The sequence below is a fragment of the Kluyvera sp. CHPC 1.251 genome (assembly GCF_036759945.1).
In the GTDB taxonomy this organism is placed as follows: domain Bacteria; phylum Pseudomonadota; class Gammaproteobacteria; order Enterobacterales; family Enterobacteriaceae; genus Kluyvera; species Kluyvera sichuanensis.
This window is the reverse complement of the sequence record NZ_JAPKIC010000012.1, coordinates 98,427-116,526: the sequence shown is the minus strand read 5'-3', so window position 1 is coordinate 116,526 and position 18,100 is coordinate 98,427. Positions and strand designations below refer to the sequence as shown.

The following is an 18,100-nucleotide window of genomic DNA, read 5'->3' as shown; positions in this document are numbered from 1 at the left end:
AGATGCGTGATCTGATCCTTCAACTCAGCAAAAGTTCGATTTATTCAACAAAGTCCCATTGTGCTCAGGGCATCGCTATGCGCTTCTATCAGGTTGAACCCACGCTGGAGAACTACTGGCGCGGGATTATTCTCTTCGGCAAAAACGTCGCGTCCTATAAGTTCGCGCTGGCGCATGCGCTGTACGATCTCAAACCTGAAGGTAGCGATCTGATCTTGCTGGACGATCTGGCGGTGCCGTTCAGCGATCATCTCTGTCGCCATCTGCAGCATGCGCCTAAGCAGATAACCTCGCGCAGCAGCCAGTTTATTAGCGCCTGTTCGCAGTTCAACGCGGGGGAAATCAGCCGCGATGCGTTAACGGCGATTACGGTGCGTCAGGGGTTCAACAATGTGATTGATGCCTTCCACAACGTGAATCAGGGCGAGATTGAGAAACGTTTTTTTATCGGTGAGCGCAAAACCCATAAGGGCATCCGCCTGACGGAGAATTTTTACCGTCTGGGTGAGCGCTTGCAGTACCAAAACCTCAGCTTTGAAACCAACGCGCGCTGGAGCCTGGTAGAGCAGGCGTGGGCGATGAATATCTCCAGCCAGCTTATCAACGTGGAGTACGACGATAACGATCAGATGCTGTTTAGCCGCAGTAGCGATCGCCGCGTGGCCATCTCGAGCTGTCGCGATAGCCTCAACGGCTACCAGAAGGGGCGCTGCTTCTACTGCTATGCGCCCATCAGCCTACAACCGGGCGATGAACAGTTTGCTGACGTCGACCACTTTATCCCGTGGAGCGCGCGTGAACAGGTGCGTAACGTGAATGGCGTCTGGAATCTGGTGCTGGCATGCAAGGAGTGCAACCGGGGCGAGAAAGGCAAGTTCGCACGCCTGCCGTCCCGCAAGCTGCTTTCACGCCTGCACAATAGAAACGAGTACTTTATCAATAGCCACCTGCCGCTACGCGAAACGTTGATCCGACAAACCGGAACGGCGACGGCGCAGCGCGAAAAATTCCTGGCCACTAGCTGGAACGATGCGCTACAAGTCCTTTTTCACCAATGGGAACCTGTCGCACAGGGAACGGATACTTTCTGATGACGCTTGAATACTACCAGCACCACGCCGACGATTTTTTTAACTCAACGGTCAATGTCGATATGCGTTCGCTTTATACGCCTTTTCTGGATCACGTCCCGCAAGGTGGCTTGCTCCTGGATGCCGGATGCGGCTCCGGGCGCGATAGCAAAGCGTTTTTACAGCAGGGCTATCAGGTTGAGGCGTTCGATGCGACGGTGGAAATGGCAAAGCTTGCCAGCCAGCATACTGGGCTGTCGGTTAAACAAATAACCTTTAGCGACGTCGATGCCGTTAACCGTTACGACGGCATCTGGTGCTGCGCCTCGCTGCTGCACGTCAGCGCCGCCGAGTTGCCGGATGCTATGGCAAAACTGGCGCGAGCGCTTAAGCCTGGCGGCATCTGGTATGTCTCCTTTAAGTATGGTGACGGCGAGCGAGTCAAAGATGGCCGCCACTTTACCGATCTCAATGAACAAGGGCTGAATACTCTGCTGGCAGGGCTTGCGGACATCACACTTGTCGGTCACTGGATAACGGAAGACAAGCGTCCCGATCGCAGCGAGATGTGGTTAAACGCACTGTTACAGAAGCGTTCTTAATCCCCCCTTCCGCCAAGCGCCCCGCCCCCACATGCTCTACACTCTCAGTTCAACACCACACTGAGAGATACACGATGTCCATAATAAAAAGCTACGCCGCGAAAAATGCCGGGGCAGAACTGGAAGTCTGGGAATACGATGCCGGGGAGCTGCTGCCGGAAGACGTTGAGGTGAAAGTGGATTACTGCGGGATCTGCCACTCGGACCTGTCGATGATCGACAACGAATGGGGGTTCTCTCAATATCCGCTGGTTGCCGGCCACGAGGTGATTGGTCACGTGGTGGCGCTGGGCAGCGCGGCGCAGAGTAAGGGGCTGAAGATTGGTCAGCGCGTGGGCATTGGCTGGACGGCGCGAAGCTGCGGCCACTGCGATGCCTGTATCGATGGCAACCAGATTAACTGTACCGAAGGCTCGGTGCCGACCATCCTCAACCACGGCGGCTTTGCCGATAAGCTGCGCGCCGACTGGCAATGGGTTATTCCACTGCCGGACAACATTGATATCGAAACCGCAGGCCCGATGCTGTGCGGCGGGATTACCGTCTTTAAACCGCTGCTGATGCATCACGTTACCGCCACCAGCCGCGTAGGGGTGATTGGGATTGGTGGTCTGGGGCATATCGCCATTAAACTGCTGCGCGCGATGGGTGCTGAAGTTACAGCGTTCAGCTCCAATCCATCGAAAGAGCAGGAAGTGCGGGCGATGGGTGCAGACCATGTGGTTAACAGCCGTTCTCCGGAAGCACTCAAAGAGCTGGCGGGTCAGTTTGACCTGATCATCAACACCGTCAACGTCGACCTGAACTGGCAGCCGTACTTCGAAGCGCTGGCCTCGGGCGGCAACTTCCACACCGTCGGCGCGGTACTGACGCCGCTGCCGGTACCGGCGTTTACCCTGATTGGCGGCGACCGCAGCGTCTCTGGTTCGGCAACGGGTAACCCGTTCGAACTGCGCAAGCTGATGAAGTTTGCCGGTCGCAGCAAAGTCGCGCCAATTACCGAGCTGTTCCCGATGTCGAAAATCAACGATGCCATCCAGCACGTGCGTGACGGTAAAGCCCGTTACCGCGTGGTGCTGAAGGCTGATTTCTGAAGTTTTCCGGCGGCGTTCTGCCGCCGGTTCTTCTCTTCGTCGTTACGCTTTTGCGAAGGCTGCGAAGACTTCCGCTACGGCAACGGCACCAGGGTCCGGCACGCCGTTCAGGTTGTCGCTGTTCACGTACGACGCGCGCCCCGCTTTCGCTTTTTGCATCGTCGCCGTGCTGTCAGCACCCTGCTGTGCTGCCGCAATCGCTTCTGCCAGCCCTTTATCACGCAGCGCTTCTAGCGCCGGTTGCAGGGCATCGATTAACGTACGGTCGCCGGGTGCGGCACCGCCGTAGAACTTCATCTGCTTTAACCCGGCCAGTAGCGCATTCGCCAGCGGTTCGCCCTGCGCCAGCGCCTGCCCGGCGGCGGTGAAGAACAGCGACATCAGTACGCCGCTGGAGCCGCCCATTACCGTTGCCAGACGTTCGCCAATCAGCTGTAGAAGCTGCGCCGGGTTGTTCAGCGGCAGCACGTTCTGCTTGAGCAGCGTAGCGACATCCTGCGCCCCCAGCGCAAAGGTCGAGCCGGTATCGCCGTCGCCTACTTTGGCATCCAGCGCGTTCAGGCGGTTTTCTAAACCCAACAGCGTTTGGGTGGCCTGCGCCACCAGCGCATGCACCTGCGGGTTCTCCGACGGTTGTACCTCCAGCGCGTCGTGTACTTTGGCATGCGTCAGGGTTCTCAGCGGCGCAAAGGCCACGGCTTTTACCCAACCGCTGGTCTCAACGTCGGCCAGCAGCGCCTCTTCAATGGCCTGATTCAGAACAATCAGCGAGAGCGAGAAGCCCTTCATATCGAGCGAGCTGACCAGCGTCGCCGGGCCAATCAGATAGGCTATCTGTTCACGCAGCGCGGAGTGCGCGAGCTCTTTGGCGAGCAGCGCCATCTCAAGCTCCGACACGCCGCCCAGGTTGTTGATCAACACCGCTACGCGGTTGTCACCCGCAGAGGCTTTCAGGGTCTCAACCAGCGTGCCGATCAGCTGTTTGCTGTTATGGCTGCTGACCGTCGAAGCGCCGGGCTCGCCGTGAATACCGAGCCCCAGCTCCACCTGACCGGGCTTAATGCGGTCTTCGGTCTCGCCGCCGGGTAAATTGCAGGTCTCCATCGCCAGCCCCAGGCTGAATACGCCGCGGCTCGCCTGCTGGGCTATCTCGTGTACTTCGCTGAGCGATTTTCCCTGCTCTGCCGCGTAGCCCGCGACTTTATGCACCAGCGCCGTGCCCGCAATGCCGCGCGGCTGTTTGTTATCCGGCAGCGCAACGTCGTCGGCGACAATCACCATCTCAACCTTCAGGCCGTAGCGCTTGGCCTTCTCGGCGGCAAGGCCAAAGTTGAGGCGGTCGCCGGTGTAGTTTTTGACGATCAGCAGACAGCCACGATCGCCAGTTACCGCCACGATGGCGTTCAGCACCGCATCAACGCTCGGTGAGGCAAAGAGATCACCACATACGGCAGCGGTGAGCATGCCCCTGCCGACAAACCCCGCATGCGCCGGTTCGTGGCCGGAGCCGCCGCCGGAGATGATCGCCACCCGGCTTTTATCCCAGTCGCTGCGGGCGACGATACGAATCGCCGGGTCGATATCCAATCGCACCAGGTTCGCGTGAGGTGCGGACAACACTAAGCCTTCAAGCGCATCATCCACAAGGTGTTTGCGCTCGTTAAAGAAGAATCTGGACATAGCATTCCAAAAAAAAAGTAAACCGTATGCAAAGCATAGTCGGCGCTGGATAACGCGCCGCAAAACAGACAATTTACTGCCGCGAGATGTCGTTGTTTTGCCTATACTCGACGCAGAATAAATGGAGGATTACCCATGAGCGCACCTTTGCTTATCGCACGCACCCAGGACAAGCAGCTTGAACTGCTGCCCAATATGGCCAACCGTCACGGGCTGATTACCGGCGCCACCGGCACCGGGAAAACCGTTACCCTGCAAAAAATGGCCGAGTCGTTCTCGGAGATTGGCGTGCCGGTCTTTATGGCGGATGTGAAAGGCGACCTGACCGGCGTGGCAGAGGAAGGCCAGGCCTCAGAAAAGCTAATGACGCGCCTGAATAATATCGGTGTGACCGACTGGGAACCGCATGCTAACCCGGTGGTGGTGTGGGATATCTTCGGTGAAAAAGGCCACCCGGTTCGCGCCACGGTCTCCGATCTCGGCCCGCTGCTGCTGGCTCGCCTGCTTAACCTCAACGAGGTGCAGTCCGGGGTGCTGAATATTATCTTCCGCATCGCTGACGATCAGGGCCTGCTATTACTGGATTTCAAAGACCTGCGGGCCATCACCCAGTACATCGGCGATAACGCCAAATCCTTCCAGAACCAGTACGGCAATATCAGTACCGCCTCCGTCGGTGCCATCCAGCGCGGGCTGCTGACGCTGGAACAACAAGGTGCCGAGCACTTCTTCGGTGAGCCGATGCTCGACATCAAAGACTGGATGCGCACCGACAGCAACGGTAAAGGCATCATCAATATCCTCAGCGCAGAGAAGCTCTACCAGATGCCGAAGCTCTACGCCGCCAGCCTGCTGTGGATGCTCTCCGAGCTTTACGAGCAGTTGCCGGAAGCGGGCGACCTCGAAAAACCGAAGCTGGTCTTCTTCTTCGATGAAGCGCACCTGCTGTTTAGCGATGCGCCGCAGGTGCTGCTGGATAAAATCGAGCAGGTGATCCGCCTGATTCGCTCTAAGGGCGTAGGCGTCTACTTTGTGTCGCAGAACCCGTCGGATATTCCCGATGCGGTGCTGGGCCAGCTAGGCAACCGCGTGCAGCACGCGCTGCGCGCCTTTACGCCGAAAGATCAGAAAGCGGTGAAGACGGCGGCGCAAACTATGCGCGCTAACCCAGCGTTTAATACTGAGCAGGCGATTCAGGAACTGGGTACCGGCGAGGCGCTGATTTCGTTCCTCGATGCCAAAGGCAGTCCGTCCATCGTTGAGCGGGCGATGGTTATCGCGCCGTGTTCACGTATGGGGCCGGTGACCGACGACGAGCGAAATGGTCTTATTAATAACTCACCGCTGTACGGTAAGTATGAAGATGAGATTGACCGTGAATCAGCGTTCGAGATGCTGCAAAAAGGGGTGCAGAACAGCGCCGGTCAGGCGGACGCACCGCCCGCTAAAGGCCAGCAAAGCGCTGATGACGGCATCCTTGGTGGGCTGAAAGATATTATCTTCGGCACCACCGGGCCGCGCGGCGGCAAGCACGATGGTCTGGTGCAAACGGCAGCGAAAAGCGCCGTGCGTCAGGTAACAAACCAGATTGTACGCGGGATGTTGGGTAGCCTGCTGGGTGGGCGGCGACGTTAGTTCGTCATCGCCGGTTTGCCGGATGGCGGCGTAAACGCCTTATCCGGCCTACGACTCGTAGCCCGGGCTAGCGAATGCGAGCCCGGGGATAACACAGATGTTCCAAAGGAATACAGAAATTTCAGGCATAAAAAACCCGGCGTCGCATTCGCTCGGCCGGGCTACAGTAGGGGTCAGGCTTTTCGCATCATTAGCCAGAGGCTTATCAGGAAGAAGCTAGCGCTTGGCAGCAGCGCCCCGATGATCGGCGGGATACCGTATACCAGCGTCAGCGGGCCGAAGATCTGGTCGAGGACGTAGAACACAAAGCCGAAGCTAATCCCCGTCACCACGCGCACACCCATCGGCACGCTACGTAGCGGGCCAAAGATGAACGACAGCGCCATCAGCATCATTACCGCCACGGAGAGCGGCTGGAAGATTTTGCTCCACATATTGAGCTGATAGCGACCGGGATCCTGGCCGCTGGCCTGTAGATACTTCACGTAGTTGTGCAGGCCGCTGATAGAGAGCGCATCCGGGTCCAGCGCCACCACGCCGAGCTTATCCGGCGTCAGCGTAGTTTTCCAGGTACCGCTTACCGTTTGCGAGCCGGTAATCTGTTTTGGGTCCGTCAGGTTAGATTCATCCACCTGCGACAGGCGCCACTCTTTCTGCTCCTGATCGAACTTCGCGCTGGCCGCATAGCGTACGGACTGCAGGCGACGCTCATTATTGAAGGAGTAGATGCTCACACCACCCAGCTCATCGGTGCCCTTTACGCGCTCGATGTAGACAAAGTTGTGGCCGTCTTTCGCCCACATGCCCTGCTGGGTAGAGAGTAAAGAGCCACCGTACATCTGCTGAGCACGATAGTTACGCGCCATCTGCTCGCCCTGCGGAGCAACCCACTCGCCCATTGCCATGGTCAACAGCACCAGCGGGATAGCGGTTTTCATTACCGAGAGCGCCACCTGGAAGCGGGTAAAACCGGAAGCCTGCATCACCACCAGTTCACTACGCTGAGCCAGCATCCCCAGGCCGAGCAGCGCACCAAGCAGTGCCGCCATCGGGAAGAAGATCTGCACGTCTTTCGGTACGCTGAGCAGGGTATAAATGCCCGCACCTAGTGCGTCATAGCTCCCCTGCCCGGCTTTCTTCAACTGGTCAACGAACTTGATAATGCCGGACAGCGACACCAGCATGAACAGCGTCATCATGATGGTGGTGAAAATAGTTTTACCGATATAGCGGTCAAGTACACCGAATGGCTGCATTACACCGCTCCTTTATGCGTAAAACGGGCGCGAACACGGCGCATCGGGACGGTATCCCACAGGTTCAGCATGACGGCCAGCGCGATGTACGCCAGGTTGACCGCCCACATCCATATCGCCGGGTCGATTTTGCCTTTGCCCGCATTCGACTTCAGCGACGTCTGCAGCAGGAAGAACACCAGATACAGCAGCATAGCGGGAAGCATCGACAGCACGCGACCCTGACGTGGATTCACCACGCTAAGCGGTACCACCATCAGCGCCATAATAAAGACCGTCAGCACCAGCGTGATACGCCAATGCAGCTCCGCGCGAGCACGGTCATTATCCGTGTTCCACAGCGTGGTCATGCTCATCTGTTCGGTATCGGTCGGGTCTGCGGCAACGGTCTGATGACCAATAATCGCCTGGTAGTTTTTAAAATCGGTAATGCGGAAATCACGCAGCATCGCGGTACCTTCAAAGCGGGTACCCTGATTTAAGGTCACCACCTGAGAGCCGTCTTTACGCTGCGAGAGCTGGCCGGTGTCGGCCACCACCACGGAAGGGCGCGCGGTGCCTTTCGGCCGGAGCTGCGCCAGGAAAACGTCATGGAAGCTTGCACCATTCACGCCTTCAATGAATAACACCGCGTTACCATCGGTAGACTGCTGGAACTGGCCCTGCGCCAGCGCCGCCATACCGGGGTTGGCTTTAGCTTCGGCGAGCACTTCATCCTGATGGCGAGACGACCACGGCCCCGCCCACATCACGTTGACAGCAGCAACGATGCCGGTAAACAGCGCGAGGACCATCGCCGCTTTCACCAGCACGGCTTTACTCAGGCCGCAGGCGTGCATCACCGTGATTTCACTTTCGGTATACAGTTTACCCAGGGTCATCAGAAGACCCAGGAACAGACTCAGCGGTAGGATAAGCTGCGCCATTTCAGGCACGCCGAGCCCGAGCAATGAGAGCACGAGGTTTGTCGGGATATCACCATCGACCGCCGCGCCAAGGATCCTCACCAGTTTCTGACAGAAAAAGATCAAAAGCAGGATGAAGAGGATGGCAAGCTGGCTTTTAAGCGTCTCCCGCACCAGATATCGTATGATTATCACTATAAATACGCCCGTAAAAACCCGTCTTATTGCAGGAAAATAGCTTGTTTCATGGCTTAAACGTCATTTATTCTCTTGAGTCGTCGAAAACATCGCTAAGATTAAATGACTCAGCGGCTTCACGTTTCAGGACTTGTTCTGACGTGCCAGGACCGTAATAACGTTAAGATTAACACGAAGTCACCGCAACAGCGGAAATGAGTTACGTAAGCTTGCAATTCTATCCGTAGCCACCGCCGTTGTCTTTAAGATTCAGGAGCGTAGTGCATGGAGTTCAGTGTAAAAAGTGGTAGCCCGGAGAAGCAGCGGAGTGCCTGTATCGTCGTGGGCGTATTCGAACCACGCCGCCTTTCTCCTATCGCCGAACAGCTCGATAAAATCAGCGACGGCTATATCAGTGCGCTGCTGCGTCGCGGCGAACTGGAAGGCAAACCGGGGCAGACCTTATTGCTGCACCACGTACCAAACGTGCTGTCAGAACGTATTCTGCTGATTGGTTGCGGTAAAGAGCGCGAGCTCGACGAGCGCCAGTACAAGCAGGTCATTCAGAAAACCATTAACACCCTGAATGACACCGGTTCAATGGAAGCCGTCTGCTTCCTGACTGAACTGCACGTTAAAGGCCGCAATAACTACTGGAAAGTACGCCAGGCGGTTGAGACGGCAAAAGAGACGCTGTACAGCTTCGACCAGCTTAAAACCAACAAAAGCGAGCCGCGTCGCCCGCTGCGTAAAATGGTCTTCAATGTGCCAACCCGCCGTGAGCTGACCAGCGGCGAACGTGCTATCCAGCACGGTCTGGCGATTGCTGCCGGTATCAAAGCAGCGAAAGACCTCGGCAACATGCCGCCAAACATCTGTAATGCGGCCTACCTGGCCTCTCAGGCGCGTCAGCTTGCAGACAGCTACAGCAAAAACGTCATCACCCGCGTCATCGGCGAACAGCAGATGAAAGAGCTGGGCATGCACTCCTACCTCGCGGTCGGCAACGGTTCGCAGAACGAATCGCTGATGTCGGTCATCGAGTATAAAGGCGTGGCTTCCGAAGACGTTCGCCCAATCGTACTGGTTGGTAAAGGCCTGACCTTCGACTCCGGCGGTATCTCCATCAAGCCTGCCGAAGGCATGGACGAGATGAAGTACGACATGTGCGGCGCAGCGGCGGTGTACGGCGTGATGCGTATGGTCGCGGAGCTACAGTTGCCAATCAACGTGATCGGCGTGCTGGCGGGCTGTGAAAACATGCCTGGCGGGCGCGCGTATCGTCCGGGTGACGTACTGACCACCATGTCCGGCCAGACCGTTGAAGTGCTGAACACCGACGCCGAAGGCCGTCTGGTGCTGTGCGACGTTCTGACCTATGTTGAGCGCTTCGAGCCAGAAGCGGTTATCGACGTGGCAACGCTGACCGGTGCCTGCGTGATTGCCCTGGGCCATCACATCACCGGCCTGATGTCGAACCACAACCCGCTGGCGCACGAGCTGATTGGCGCGTCCGAGCAGGCTGGCGATCGCGCGTGGCGTCTGCCGCTGGGCGATGAGTATCAGGAACAGCTGGAGTCTAACTTCGCGGATATGGCTAACATCGGCGGCCGTCCTGGTGGTGCTATCACCGCGGGCTGCTTCCTGGCGCGCTTTACCCGTAAGTACAACTGGGCGCACCTGGACATCGCCGGCACCGCATGGCGTTCCGGCAAGGCCAAAGGCGCAACCGGCCGTCCGGTCGCGCTGCTGTCGCAGTTCCTGCTGAACCGCGCGGGTTTTAACGGCGAAGAGTAAGGCATAACCCCCTCACCCTCACCCTCTCCCCACTGGGGAGAGGGGACTGACTTTCCCCGTGTTCGGGAAGGGTGTCAGGGGGCGATTTAAATCCATCACAAGAAGCCCCATATATGAAGAATGCGACGTTCTATCTTCTGGACAATGACACCACCGTCGACGACCTCAGCGCCGTCGAGCAACTGGTGTGTGAAATTGCCGCAGAACGTTGGCGCGCAGGCAAGCGCGTGCTGATCGCCTGCGAAGACGAGCAGCAGGCCATTCGCCTGGATGAAGCCCTGTGGAGCCGTCCTCCGGACAGTTTTGTGCCGCATAATCTGGCGGGCGAAGGCCCAAGAGGCGGTGCGCCGGTGGAGATAGCCTGGCCTGCCAAGCGCAACAGCAGCCCACGGGATATACTGATAAGTCTGCGGGTAAACTTTGCAGATTTTGCCACCGCTTTCACAGAAGTGGTAGACTTCGTCCCTTACGAAGAAACTCTGAAACAACTCGCACGCGATCGCTACAAAGCCTACCGCGTGGCTGGTTTTAACCTGAATACGGCAACCTGGAAATAATGGAAAAGACATATAACCCGCAAGATATCGAACAGCCGCTTTACGAGCACTGGGAACAGCAGGGCTATTTCAAGCCTAACGGCGACGAAAGCAAAGAGTCCTTCTGCATCATGATCCCGCCGCCGAACGTCACCGGCAGTTTGCATATGGGTCATGCTTTCCAGCAAACCATCATGGACACCATGATTCGCTACCAGCGCATGCAGGGTAAAAACACCCTGTGGCAGGCGGGTACCGACCACGCGGGTATCGCTACCCAGATGGTGGTTGAGCGTAAGATTGCCGCGGAAGAAGGTAAAACTCGTCACGACTACGGTCGCGATGCCTTCATCGACAAAATCTGGCAGTGGAAAGCGGAATCCGGCGGCACCATTACCCGTCAGATGCGCCGTCTCGGCAACTCTGTTGACTGGGAGCGCGAGCGCTTCACCATGGACGAAGGCCTTTCCAATGCCGTGAAAGAAGTCTTTGTCCGCCTGTACAAAGAAGACCTGATTTACCGTGGCAAACGCCTGGTAAACTGGGACCCGAAACTGCGCACCGCCATCTCTGACCTGGAAGTGGAAAACCGCGAGTCTAAAGGCTCGATGTGGCACATCCGCTATCCGCTGGCCGACGGCGCGAAAACCGCAGACGGTAAAGATTACCTGGTTGTAGCAACCACCCGTCCGGAAACCATTCTGGGCGATACCGGCGTGGCCGTGAACCCGGAAGATCCGCGCTACAAAGATCTGATCGGCAAATTCGTTGTTCTGCCGCTGGTTGACCGCCGTATTCCTATCGTGGGCGACGAACACGCCGATATGGAAAAAGGCACCGGCTGCGTGAAGATCACCCCTGCGCACGACTTTAACGACTATGAAGTGGGTCGTCGTCACGCGCTGCCAATGATCAACATTCTGACCTTTGATGGCGACATCCGTGAAACCGCAGAAGTCTACGACACCAAGGGCGAAGAGTCTGACGTTTACGCCAACGCTATCCCGGCTGAGTTCCAAAAGCTGGAACGTTTTGCTGCGCGTAAAGCGATCGTGGCTGCCATTGATGCGATGGGCCTGCTGGAAGAGATCAAACCTCACGATCTGACCGTTCCTTACGGCGACCGTGGCGGCGTGGTTATCGAGCCAATGCTGACCGACCAGTGGTACGTCCGTGCCGACGTGCTGGCAAAACCGGCGGTTGAAGCGGTTGAGAACGGCGACATTCAGTTCGTACCAAAACAGTACGAAAACATGTACTTCTCCTGGATGCGCGATATTCAGGACTGGTGTATCTCCCGTCAGCTGTGGTGGGGTCACCGTATTCCGGCATGGTATGACAACGACGGCAACGTCTACGTTGGCCGCACCGAAGACGAAGTGCGTCAGGAAAACAACCTCGGCGCCGACGTTGCGCTGCGTCAGGACGAAGACGTTCTGGATACCTGGTTCTCCTCCGCGCTGTGGACTTTCTCTACCCTCGGCTGGCCGGAAAACACCGACGCGCTGCGTCAGTTCCACCCAACCAGCGTGATGGTTTCCGGCTTCGACATCATCTTCTTCTGGATTGCCCGCATGATCATGATGACCATGCACTTCATCAAAGATGAAAACGGCAAGCCACAGGTTCCGTTCAAGACCGTCTACATGACCGGTCTGATTCGTGACGACGAAGGCCAGAAGATGTCCAAGTCCAAAGGTAACGTTATCGACCCGCTGGATATGGTCGACGGTATCTCCCTGGCAGATCTGCTGGAAAAACGTACCGGCAACATGATGCAGCCGCAGCTGGCTGAGAAAATTGCCAAACGTACCGAGAAACAGTTCCCGGACGGCATCGAGCCGCACGGCACCGACGCCCTGCGTTTCACCCTGGCAGCGCTGGCTTCTACTGGCCGCGACATCAACTGGGATATGAAGCGTCTGGAAGGTTACCGTAACTTCTGTAACAAGCTGTGGAACGCCAGCCGCTTCGTGCTGATGAACACCGAAGATCAGGATTGCGGCTTCAACGGCGGCGAAATGACCCTGTCTCTGGCTGACCGCTGGATCCTGGCTGAATTCAACCAGACCGTGAAAGCGTACCGCGAAGCGCTGGATAACTTCCGCTTCGATATCGCCGCGGGCATCCTGTACGAGTTCACCTGGAACCAGTTCTGTGACTGGTATCTGGAGCTGACTAAGCCGGTAATGACCGGTGGTTCCGAGTCTGAACTGCGCGGTACCCGCAATACGCTGGTCACCGTGCTGGAAGGTCTGCTGCGCCTGGCGCACCCGATTATTCCATTCATCACCGAGACCATCTGGCAGCGCGTGAAAGTCATTTGCGGCAACACCGCAGATACCATCATGCTGCAGCCGTTCCCGGAATATAACGCGGCCCAGGTTGATGAAGCTGCGCTGGCCGATACCGAATGGCTGAAGCAGGCGATCGTTGCCGTACGTAACATCCGTGCGGAAATGAACATTGCCCCAGGCAAACCGCTGGAGCTGTTGCTGCGTGGTTGCAGCGCTGACGCGATGCGTCGCGTGAACGACAACCGTAGCTTCCTGCTGAACCTGGCCCGTCTGGAAAGCATCACCGTGCTGCCAGCCGATGACAAAGGTCCGGTTTCCGTGACCAAAATCATCGACGGCGCCGAGCTGCTGATCCCGATGGCTGGCCTCATCAACAAAGAAGATGAGCTGGCGCGTCTGGCAAAAGAAGTGGCGAAAATCGAAGGTGAGATTGCCCGTATCGAAGGCAAGCTCTCCAACGAAGGTTTCGTTGCTCGCGCACCGGAAGCGGTCATTGCTAAAGAGCGTGAGAAGCTGGACGGTTACGCGGAAGCGAAAGCGAAGCTGATTGAGCAGCAGGCGGTCATCGCCGCGCTGTAATGTTATGGAAACGCCGGAGAAGTTCTCCGGCGTTTTATTTTATGCGCCTTTTATTCTCACAAGCTTCCCATCTGGCATGGTGATCCAGTAATACTCGCTATCATCGAAAGAAAATCTCTCATAGTCCCCCGCATCATATTCCACATTTAAAAGCCAATTTTTTTCAAGGCAATGTTCTTTTTCGTTCTCTCTGGGGGGAAAACAATGAAGGTCACTATCTCCAGATTTCTGAATACTGGTAAACCCATGTCCTATATCCCAAAAGGTAATGTTATAGGAAGCACTGATGGGAATATGATATTTTTCCTTTAACTCATCTTTATGCTTCCAATACCAATGGATTCGCCCCCACTCGGTTAATGGAAAATGGTCGACGACAATAAAATAAAAATCTGATTCACTAGATACAGGTTTCATACCGCCATCAAGCCCATGTAAAAAGAGAGGATCATATTCAATCTGATTTCCTGCCCGAATGATCGTCACCGGTCTCTGGGTCCAGAGCAGATAACCGCAGACCACTACTATCAAACTAGCGATAACCAAATTATATTTAGTTCTCATATCCCACCATTAATACTAATATGAGTACTAAAATTTGTCATGAACGGTCTGTAAGCATAATCACGATGACGTTGTAGAAAAAACCAGATACGAAAAAAACGAAATTTTTCATAGAGAGCATTAGTAATATCTTCTTTACCAAGGCCAAAATGATCCTGTCCTTTAAAGGAAAGCAACCCATCCCATGACATAGCATAACGCTGTAATCGAACAAGACTAACTTTTTGCGCATAAATATCATGTACGCTGATCCCTAATCCATTAAATCTGTCAACGAAGCGGTTAAATTTTGGTAGCCTTGATTTTTCTTTTATTGATTCGTTAAGTTTCGAAAAAAAATCATACCCTAAGCTTGCCTGTCGTTTTAAATACAACCGTTCATTTATTGCCTCCTGAATTTTGACCAACATATCGCGTGTCCCAACGCCACTAACAACCTCTGTATACGCGCGATTCAGAAGTTCACCAGTCCATGGCTGTCCGTTGCCATAATGAAAATGATCAATCAACTTACCGATAAGAGGCGCATACTGCCCGGTGGCGAATTGTGACGATAGCGCTTTCATCTCATCAAACATAATATCAGCACATTGCTGGCGACTAATCGGTCTCCCTTGCAGTTTCTGATGGGGGAAGTCCAGGGTATGGATATTAAATGAAGACATCGTTTCAAATTGCAAACACTTGAATGGGTCAACTCGTGCCGAGATATCCACCAATTCCAATTTCTGAAAGTCCCAATCATCCATATCACCACATTGCATATCATCAATATAATAATTTTCGAAGCGATGGAACGTAGAAAAAATCTCGCAGGGCAGACTCATTGATAAGTAAACATTCCCATTCATAACCTATAACCCTAATAAATAGCACCACACGTTTATGTTGGAGAAATAAATTAAGGTAATTTCAAATAATGAAAATTGATCAAAACAACGGAAATAACGCTCTAATGATGAAATTTTCTCCACAGATAATAACTGTCTTGCATGTTCGAAAAGAGGATGGTATCAAATATGACTATGATAATTTATCGTTTGATTGAGTAATAAAATGAGTGCTACGCAGTTACCCTCCACGCTACGCCGAATCTCCGCCAGCGACAACGCCGCCATTGCCAACGTTATCCGCCAGGTTTCTGCCGAGCACGGCCTGACCGCCGATAAAGGCTACACGGTGGCCGACCCCAATCTGGACGAGCTGTATCAGGTTTATAGCCAGCCTGGCGCGGCCTACTGGGTGGTTGAGCAGAATGGTCAGGTGGTCGGTGGCGGCGGTATCGCGCCGTTAGGCTGTAGCGAGCCGGAAATTTGCGAACTGCAAAAGATGTATTTTCTGCCGAGCGTTCGCGGTCAAGGACTGGCGAAAAAGCTGGCGCTGATGGCGCTTGATTACGCCCGCGAGCAGGGTTTTAAGCAGTGCTATCTTGAGACCACGGCTTTTCTGACAGATGCCATTCGTCTCTATGAACATCTGGGATTCGAACATATCGCCGAGCCGCTGGGCTGCACCGGGCATGTCGATTGTGAAGTACGGATGTTAAAGCCCCTCTGAGAGGAATCAGAAGGGCTCGGTCTACCTTATTGCATCTCGGCAGAGAGCGTGAAGCGAATTACGCCGGCGGCGCGCGCGGTCGGCAACTTGAGAACCTGAGTCCAGAGATCCTGTACCATTTCACAAGCCATTTTCTCTTTACCCACCCCTTTGCTCGGTTCAGCCATAATCTGAATATCCGGCCCATAGCGCTGAACCAGCCCCGGGCTGATAGCTTGCAGATCCTCCAGCGCTAACTTTTTTTCTTCCGCCGTGACCGTATGTTTATCTGGGCCATAGGCAGCATGCATCATCGCCATATCGCTCGCCATACGCTGTTCCATAATCTCGTGAGGTATGAGACGAACCGGGTTAATCCCCCCTTTTACCGCAGGGAACAGAAAGCGAAAACATTCGTCGTCGCCCACGTTCTTCACCGCAGCAATCTGTTCGAGGTTAATCTTCATGTACTCGATAACATTGTTATCAGGGGCCTGCTGCAAACGCGCCATTTGTAGTTGAAGAATCTGTGGCTGGATAGCATCGATGATCTGCTGCTCGCTTTTCCCCGCCTCTTTCATCTGCGCAGCCTGATTACGAATACGCTCCCAAAGCGCGGGTTCTTGCGCTTTAAGCAACTGGTAAACCGGCATCGTCAGCATCGCATTTTCAAACTTTTGCGCTTCGCTCAGGCCATAGTCCGGGTTTTCACGCGGGATTAGGTAGTGCACGTCGAACAGATTCCAGCCAACGATTGCAACGATAAAAATCACACCACCTGCGACCTTGCCAATCCAACCTTTTTTGCGAAATACGCCAACGATGATGGTGATAACCGCCCCGATATACCCCGCCTGTAATACGTGTGCCCAGTTCATTGATTATCCTTAGCCAAATCGATAAATATGCCGGGAATTATACTTTCCCGTAATGTATGTCGATTATTGCGGCAAAAGTGATGTATTTCCAGCCACCAGATTTTTCTGCCGGAAGCTGAGATAAACTAGGCGGGCACGCCGCTGTGGAAGCGGAACTCAACGTCAGGCGTGGAAATGAGCGAGGCTTCCACTTCACCAAAGAAACGCACCCGCTCGCTGATATCGCCGTCAGCGATTTGCTGCGCCAGCGTGAGGTAGTCCTGATAGTGCCGCGCTTCAGAACGCAGCAGCGACAGGTAAAACGCCTGCAAATCATCATCAAGATACGGCGCCAGCGCGGCAAACCGTTCGCAGGATCGGGCTTCGATGTACGCCCCGCAGATCAGCTTATCAATCAGCGTAAGAGGTTCATGAGTTCGTACCGCTTTGAGCATCCCCCTGGCATAGCGGCTAGCGGTGATTTTCACGTACGGGATATGGCGTTTTAGCATCGCTTCACGCACCTGCGAGAAGTGGTGCAACTCCTCTTTTATCAGCAGCACCATGCTGTCGATAAGCTGTCGCCCCCACGGGTCGTCAGTCTGCGGCATCACACTTTTACCAATCTGCTTATGCAGCGCGGTAAAGTCCGGCTCAACGCCGTCGCGAAAGGTAAAGGCCTCATACGGTTTCAGCCCGTCGAGCAGCGCCTGCGCCCCCTCTTTATCCGCTACATATTTACGCACCAGCAGCATCGCGGTTTGCGCCGCTTTTAGCTCACAGACTAAATGGTCGGTCAGCAGCAGAGGAAGATTGGCCGGATCACGGGCTTTATCAAGCCACGCCTGAGGCGTTTTACAGTGCAGGAAGTTGAGAACCGGGGAGAGTATTTGCGGGTAATCCATACCAAAATCCTTGCCCTACGACAGCGGGCGCTGCCGTAGGGTATGAGATGACTTAGTGGCGAACGCCGTCGTCTTCTTCGTCGACAAAATCTTCGTCGTCATCATCGCCTTCTTCGCCGTTCGGGTCTTCGTAGTAAGTTCCCCAACCGTCGTATTCCACTTCGAACTTCTCAGCCAGGTTCATCAGCTGCTCAACCTGAGCGTCGATAAGCTCAGCGTTCAGCGCACTTTCGCTCAGGATATCGCAGCAGATCACGGTGTCGCCTTCTTCCACTTCCAGCTCTTCCGGTTCCGTCACTTCGTAGCCCAGCTTGAACGCTTCTACCGCCGCTTTCTCCAGACTTTCGAAATCGTCTGCGGAAAGGTGATGTTCAATGGTGTACAGCGCGTCAGGATCGCTGCCGTCTTCCAGCAGTTCTTCAATAATCAGACGGGTCTCTTCGCGCTGTTCTTCCAGATGTTCAGGGTTTGCCATGGCTCGTTCCTCATAATGTGGCTGATACTCTTATTGTCACATACCGTTGCCATTGCCTCCACCTTTCCGATAAAGATTTGTTATTGGGGTTGCAAATGAATATTCATCCATATAAAGTGAATTTTAATTCAATAA

At 54.9% G+C, this 18,100-nt stretch carries 16 protein-coding genes; 8 read left to right on the top strand and 8 right to left on the bottom strand.

Translation table 11 applies throughout. From position 1 onward, the window contains the following. Positions 1 to 77: 77 nt before the first annotated feature. The 3 genes from V6940_RS19980 to ahr all read left to right on the top strand — a co-directional run bounded on the left by V6940_RS19980 (position 78) and on the right by ahr (position 2,766). Positions 78 to 1,091 carry an HNH endonuclease domain-containing protein gene (locus V6940_RS19980; protein ID WP_333497047.1) on the top strand — a complete coding sequence of 338 codons (1,014 nt, stop codon included), beginning with the start codon at positions 78 to 80 and terminating at the stop codon, positions 1,089 to 1,091. Continuing rightward, positions 1,091 to 1,672 carry a class I SAM-dependent methyltransferase gene (locus V6940_RS19975; RefSeq protein ID WP_333497044.1) on the top strand — a complete coding sequence of 194 codons (582 nt, stop codon included), beginning with the start codon at positions 1,091 to 1,093 and terminating at the stop codon, positions 1,670 to 1,672. Before V6940_RS19980 ends, V6940_RS19975 begins: the two co-directional genes overlap by 1 nt. A 74-nt stretch (positions 1,673 to 1,746) precedes the next feature. After that, complete coding sequence (gene ahr, locus V6940_RS19970; protein WP_123651094.1) at positions 1,747 to 2,766, top strand: NADPH-dependent aldehyde reductase Ahr; 1,020 nt, start codon at positions 1,747 to 1,749, stop codon at positions 2,764 to 2,766. A gap of 42 nt (positions 2,767 to 2,808) precedes the next feature. On the opposite strand, the gene V6940_RS19965 is transcribed toward ahr, so the two are convergent. Further along, positions 2,809 to 4,446 (bottom strand): dihydroxyacetone kinase subunit DhaK, encoded by a 1,638-nt coding sequence (locus V6940_RS19965; RefSeq protein WP_333497043.1) that lies wholly within the window; start codon positions 4,444 to 4,446, stop codon positions 2,809 to 2,811. Positions 4,447 to 4,581: 135 nt separating this feature from the next. Between V6940_RS19965 and V6940_RS19960 the strand changes: the two genes are divergently transcribed. Then, on the top strand, positions 4,582 to 6,081 hold the full coding sequence (locus V6940_RS19960; protein ID WP_035892791.1) for a helicase HerA-like C-terminal domain-containing protein: 1,500 nt from the start codon (positions 4,582 to 4,584) through the stop codon (positions 6,079 to 6,081). A 173-nt stretch (positions 6,082 to 6,254) separates the two neighbouring features. Here the strand turns inward: V6940_RS19960 and lptG are convergent, their stop codons facing one another. Both lptG and lptF read right to left on the bottom strand, forming a co-directional pair. Next, on the bottom strand, positions 6,255 to 7,337 hold the full coding sequence (gene lptG, locus V6940_RS19955) for an LPS export ABC transporter permease LptG (RefSeq protein ID WP_333497042.1): 1,083 nt from the start codon (positions 7,335 to 7,337) through the stop codon (positions 6,255 to 6,257). Next, positions 7,337 to 8,437, bottom strand: coding sequence for an LPS export ABC transporter permease LptF (lptF, locus tag V6940_RS19950; protein WP_333497041.1), 1,101 nt, complete (start codon positions 8,435 to 8,437; stop codon positions 7,337 to 7,339). Before lptF ends, lptG begins: the two co-directional genes overlap by 1 nt. A 267-nt stretch (positions 8,438 to 8,704) precedes the next feature. Between lptF and pepA the strand changes: the two genes are divergently transcribed. The 3 genes from pepA (at position 8,705) to V6940_RS19935 (ending at position 13,628) form a co-directional block, all read left to right on the top strand. After that, positions 8,705 to 10,216, top strand: a complete 1,512-nt coding sequence (gene pepA / locus V6940_RS19945) for a leucyl aminopeptidase (RefSeq protein WP_035892787.1) — start codon at positions 8,705 to 8,707, stop codon at positions 10,214 to 10,216. A 113-nt stretch (positions 10,217 to 10,329) separates the two neighbouring features. Beyond that, on the top strand, positions 10,330 to 10,773 hold the full coding sequence (holC, locus tag V6940_RS19940) for a DNA polymerase III subunit chi (protein ID WP_035892786.1): 444 nt from the start codon (positions 10,330 to 10,332) through the stop codon (positions 10,771 to 10,773). Further along, entirely contained in the window at positions 10,773 to 13,628 is a 2,856-nt protein-coding gene (locus tag V6940_RS19935) for a valine--tRNA ligase (protein ID WP_333497040.1), read from the top strand. The genes holC and V6940_RS19935 overlap by 1 nt, the downstream gene beginning before the upstream one ends. A 39-nt stretch (positions 13,629 to 13,667) precedes the next feature. On the opposite strand, the gene V6940_RS19930 is transcribed toward V6940_RS19935, so the two are convergent. Beyond that, positions 13,668 to 14,192, bottom strand: coding sequence for a DUF943 family protein (locus tag V6940_RS19930; RefSeq protein ID WP_333497039.1), 525 nt, complete (start codon positions 14,190 to 14,192; stop codon positions 13,668 to 13,670). After that, positions 14,189 to 15,043 carry a DUF3289 family protein gene (locus tag V6940_RS19925; protein ID WP_333497038.1) on the bottom strand — a complete coding sequence of 285 codons (855 nt, stop codon included), beginning with the start codon at positions 15,041 to 15,043 and terminating at the stop codon, positions 14,189 to 14,191. The genes V6940_RS19930 and V6940_RS19925 overlap by 4 nt, the downstream gene beginning before the upstream one ends. A 205-nt stretch (positions 15,044 to 15,248) precedes the next feature. Between V6940_RS19925 and V6940_RS19920 the strand changes: the two genes are divergently transcribed. After that, positions 15,249 to 15,749: a GNAT family N-acetyltransferase gene (locus V6940_RS19920; RefSeq protein WP_333497037.1), complete on the top strand. Its 501-nt coding sequence runs from the start codon at positions 15,249 to 15,251 to the stop codon at positions 15,747 to 15,749. 26 nt (positions 15,750 to 15,775) lie between these two features. Here V6940_RS19920 and V6940_RS19915 read toward each other — a convergent pair whose 3' ends face one another. The 3 genes from V6940_RS19915 to rraB form a co-directional block, all read right to left on the bottom strand. Further along, positions 15,776 to 16,606, bottom strand: a complete 831-nt coding sequence (locus V6940_RS19915; protein ID WP_333497036.1) for a topoisomerase II — start codon at positions 16,604 to 16,606, stop codon at positions 15,776 to 15,778. Between the two features lie 125 nt (positions 16,607 to 16,731). Continuing rightward, on the bottom strand, positions 16,732 to 17,490 hold the full coding sequence (gene miaE, locus V6940_RS19910) for a tRNA isopentenyl-2-thiomethyl-A-37 hydroxylase MiaE (protein ID WP_333497035.1): 759 nt from the start codon (positions 17,488 to 17,490) through the stop codon (positions 16,732 to 16,734). Between the two features lie 52 nt (positions 17,491 to 17,542). After that, positions 17,543 to 17,965 carry a ribonuclease E inhibitor RraB gene (gene rraB, locus V6940_RS19905; RefSeq protein WP_035892780.1) on the bottom strand — a complete coding sequence of 141 codons (423 nt, stop codon included), beginning with the start codon at positions 17,963 to 17,965 and terminating at the stop codon, positions 17,543 to 17,545. Positions 17,966 to 18,100 lie beyond the last annotated feature (135 nt).

Bases quoted from the DNA above. Each gene is read 5' to 3' on its own strand.
- V6940_RS19980 (WP_333497047.1), top strand. From the start codon at position 78: ATGCGCTTCTATCAGGTTGAACCCACGCTGGAGAACTACTGGCGCGGG.
- V6940_RS19975 (WP_333497044.1), top strand. From the start codon at position 1,091: ATGACGCTTGAATACTACCAGCACCACGCCGACGATTTTTTTAACTCA.
- ahr (WP_123651094.1), top strand. From the start codon at position 1,747: ATGTCCATAATAAAAAGCTACGCCGCGAAAAATGCCGGGGCAGAACTG.
- V6940_RS19965 (WP_333497043.1), bottom strand. From the start codon at position 4,446: ATGTCCAGATTCTTCTTTAACGAGCGCAAACACCTTGTGGATGATGCG.
- V6940_RS19960 (WP_035892791.1), top strand. From the start codon at position 4,582: ATGAGCGCACCTTTGCTTATCGCACGCACCCAGGACAAGCAGCTTGAA.
- lptG (WP_333497042.1), bottom strand. From the start codon at position 7,337: ATGCAGCCATTCGGTGTACTTGACCGCTATATCGGTAAAACTATTTTC.
- pepA (WP_035892787.1), top strand. From the start codon at position 8,705: ATGGAGTTCAGTGTAAAAAGTGGTAGCCCGGAGAAGCAGCGGAGTGCC.
- holC (WP_035892786.1), top strand. From the start codon at position 10,330: ATGAAGAATGCGACGTTCTATCTTCTGGACAATGACACCACCGTCGAC.
- V6940_RS19935 (WP_333497040.1), top strand. From the start codon at position 10,773: ATGGAAAAGACATATAACCCGCAAGATATCGAACAGCCGCTTTACGAG.
- V6940_RS19930 (WP_333497039.1), bottom strand. From the start codon at position 14,192: ATGAGAACTAAATATAATTTGGTTATCGCTAGTTTGATAGTAGTGGTC.
- V6940_RS19925 (WP_333497038.1), bottom strand. From the start codon at position 15,043: ATGAATGGGAATGTTTACTTATCAATGAGTCTGCCCTGCGAGATTTTT.
- V6940_RS19920 (WP_333497037.1), top strand. From the start codon at position 15,249: ATGAGTGCTACGCAGTTACCCTCCACGCTACGCCGAATCTCCGCCAGC.
- V6940_RS19915 (WP_333497036.1), bottom strand. From the start codon at position 16,606: ATGAACTGGGCACACGTATTACAGGCGGGGTATATCGGGGCGGTTATC.
- miaE (WP_333497035.1), bottom strand. From the start codon at position 17,490: ATGGATTACCCGCAAATACTCTCCCCGGTTCTCAACTTCCTGCACTGT.
- rraB (WP_035892780.1), bottom strand. From the start codon at position 17,965: ATGGCAAACCCTGAACATCTGGAAGAACAGCGCGAAGAGACCCGTCTG.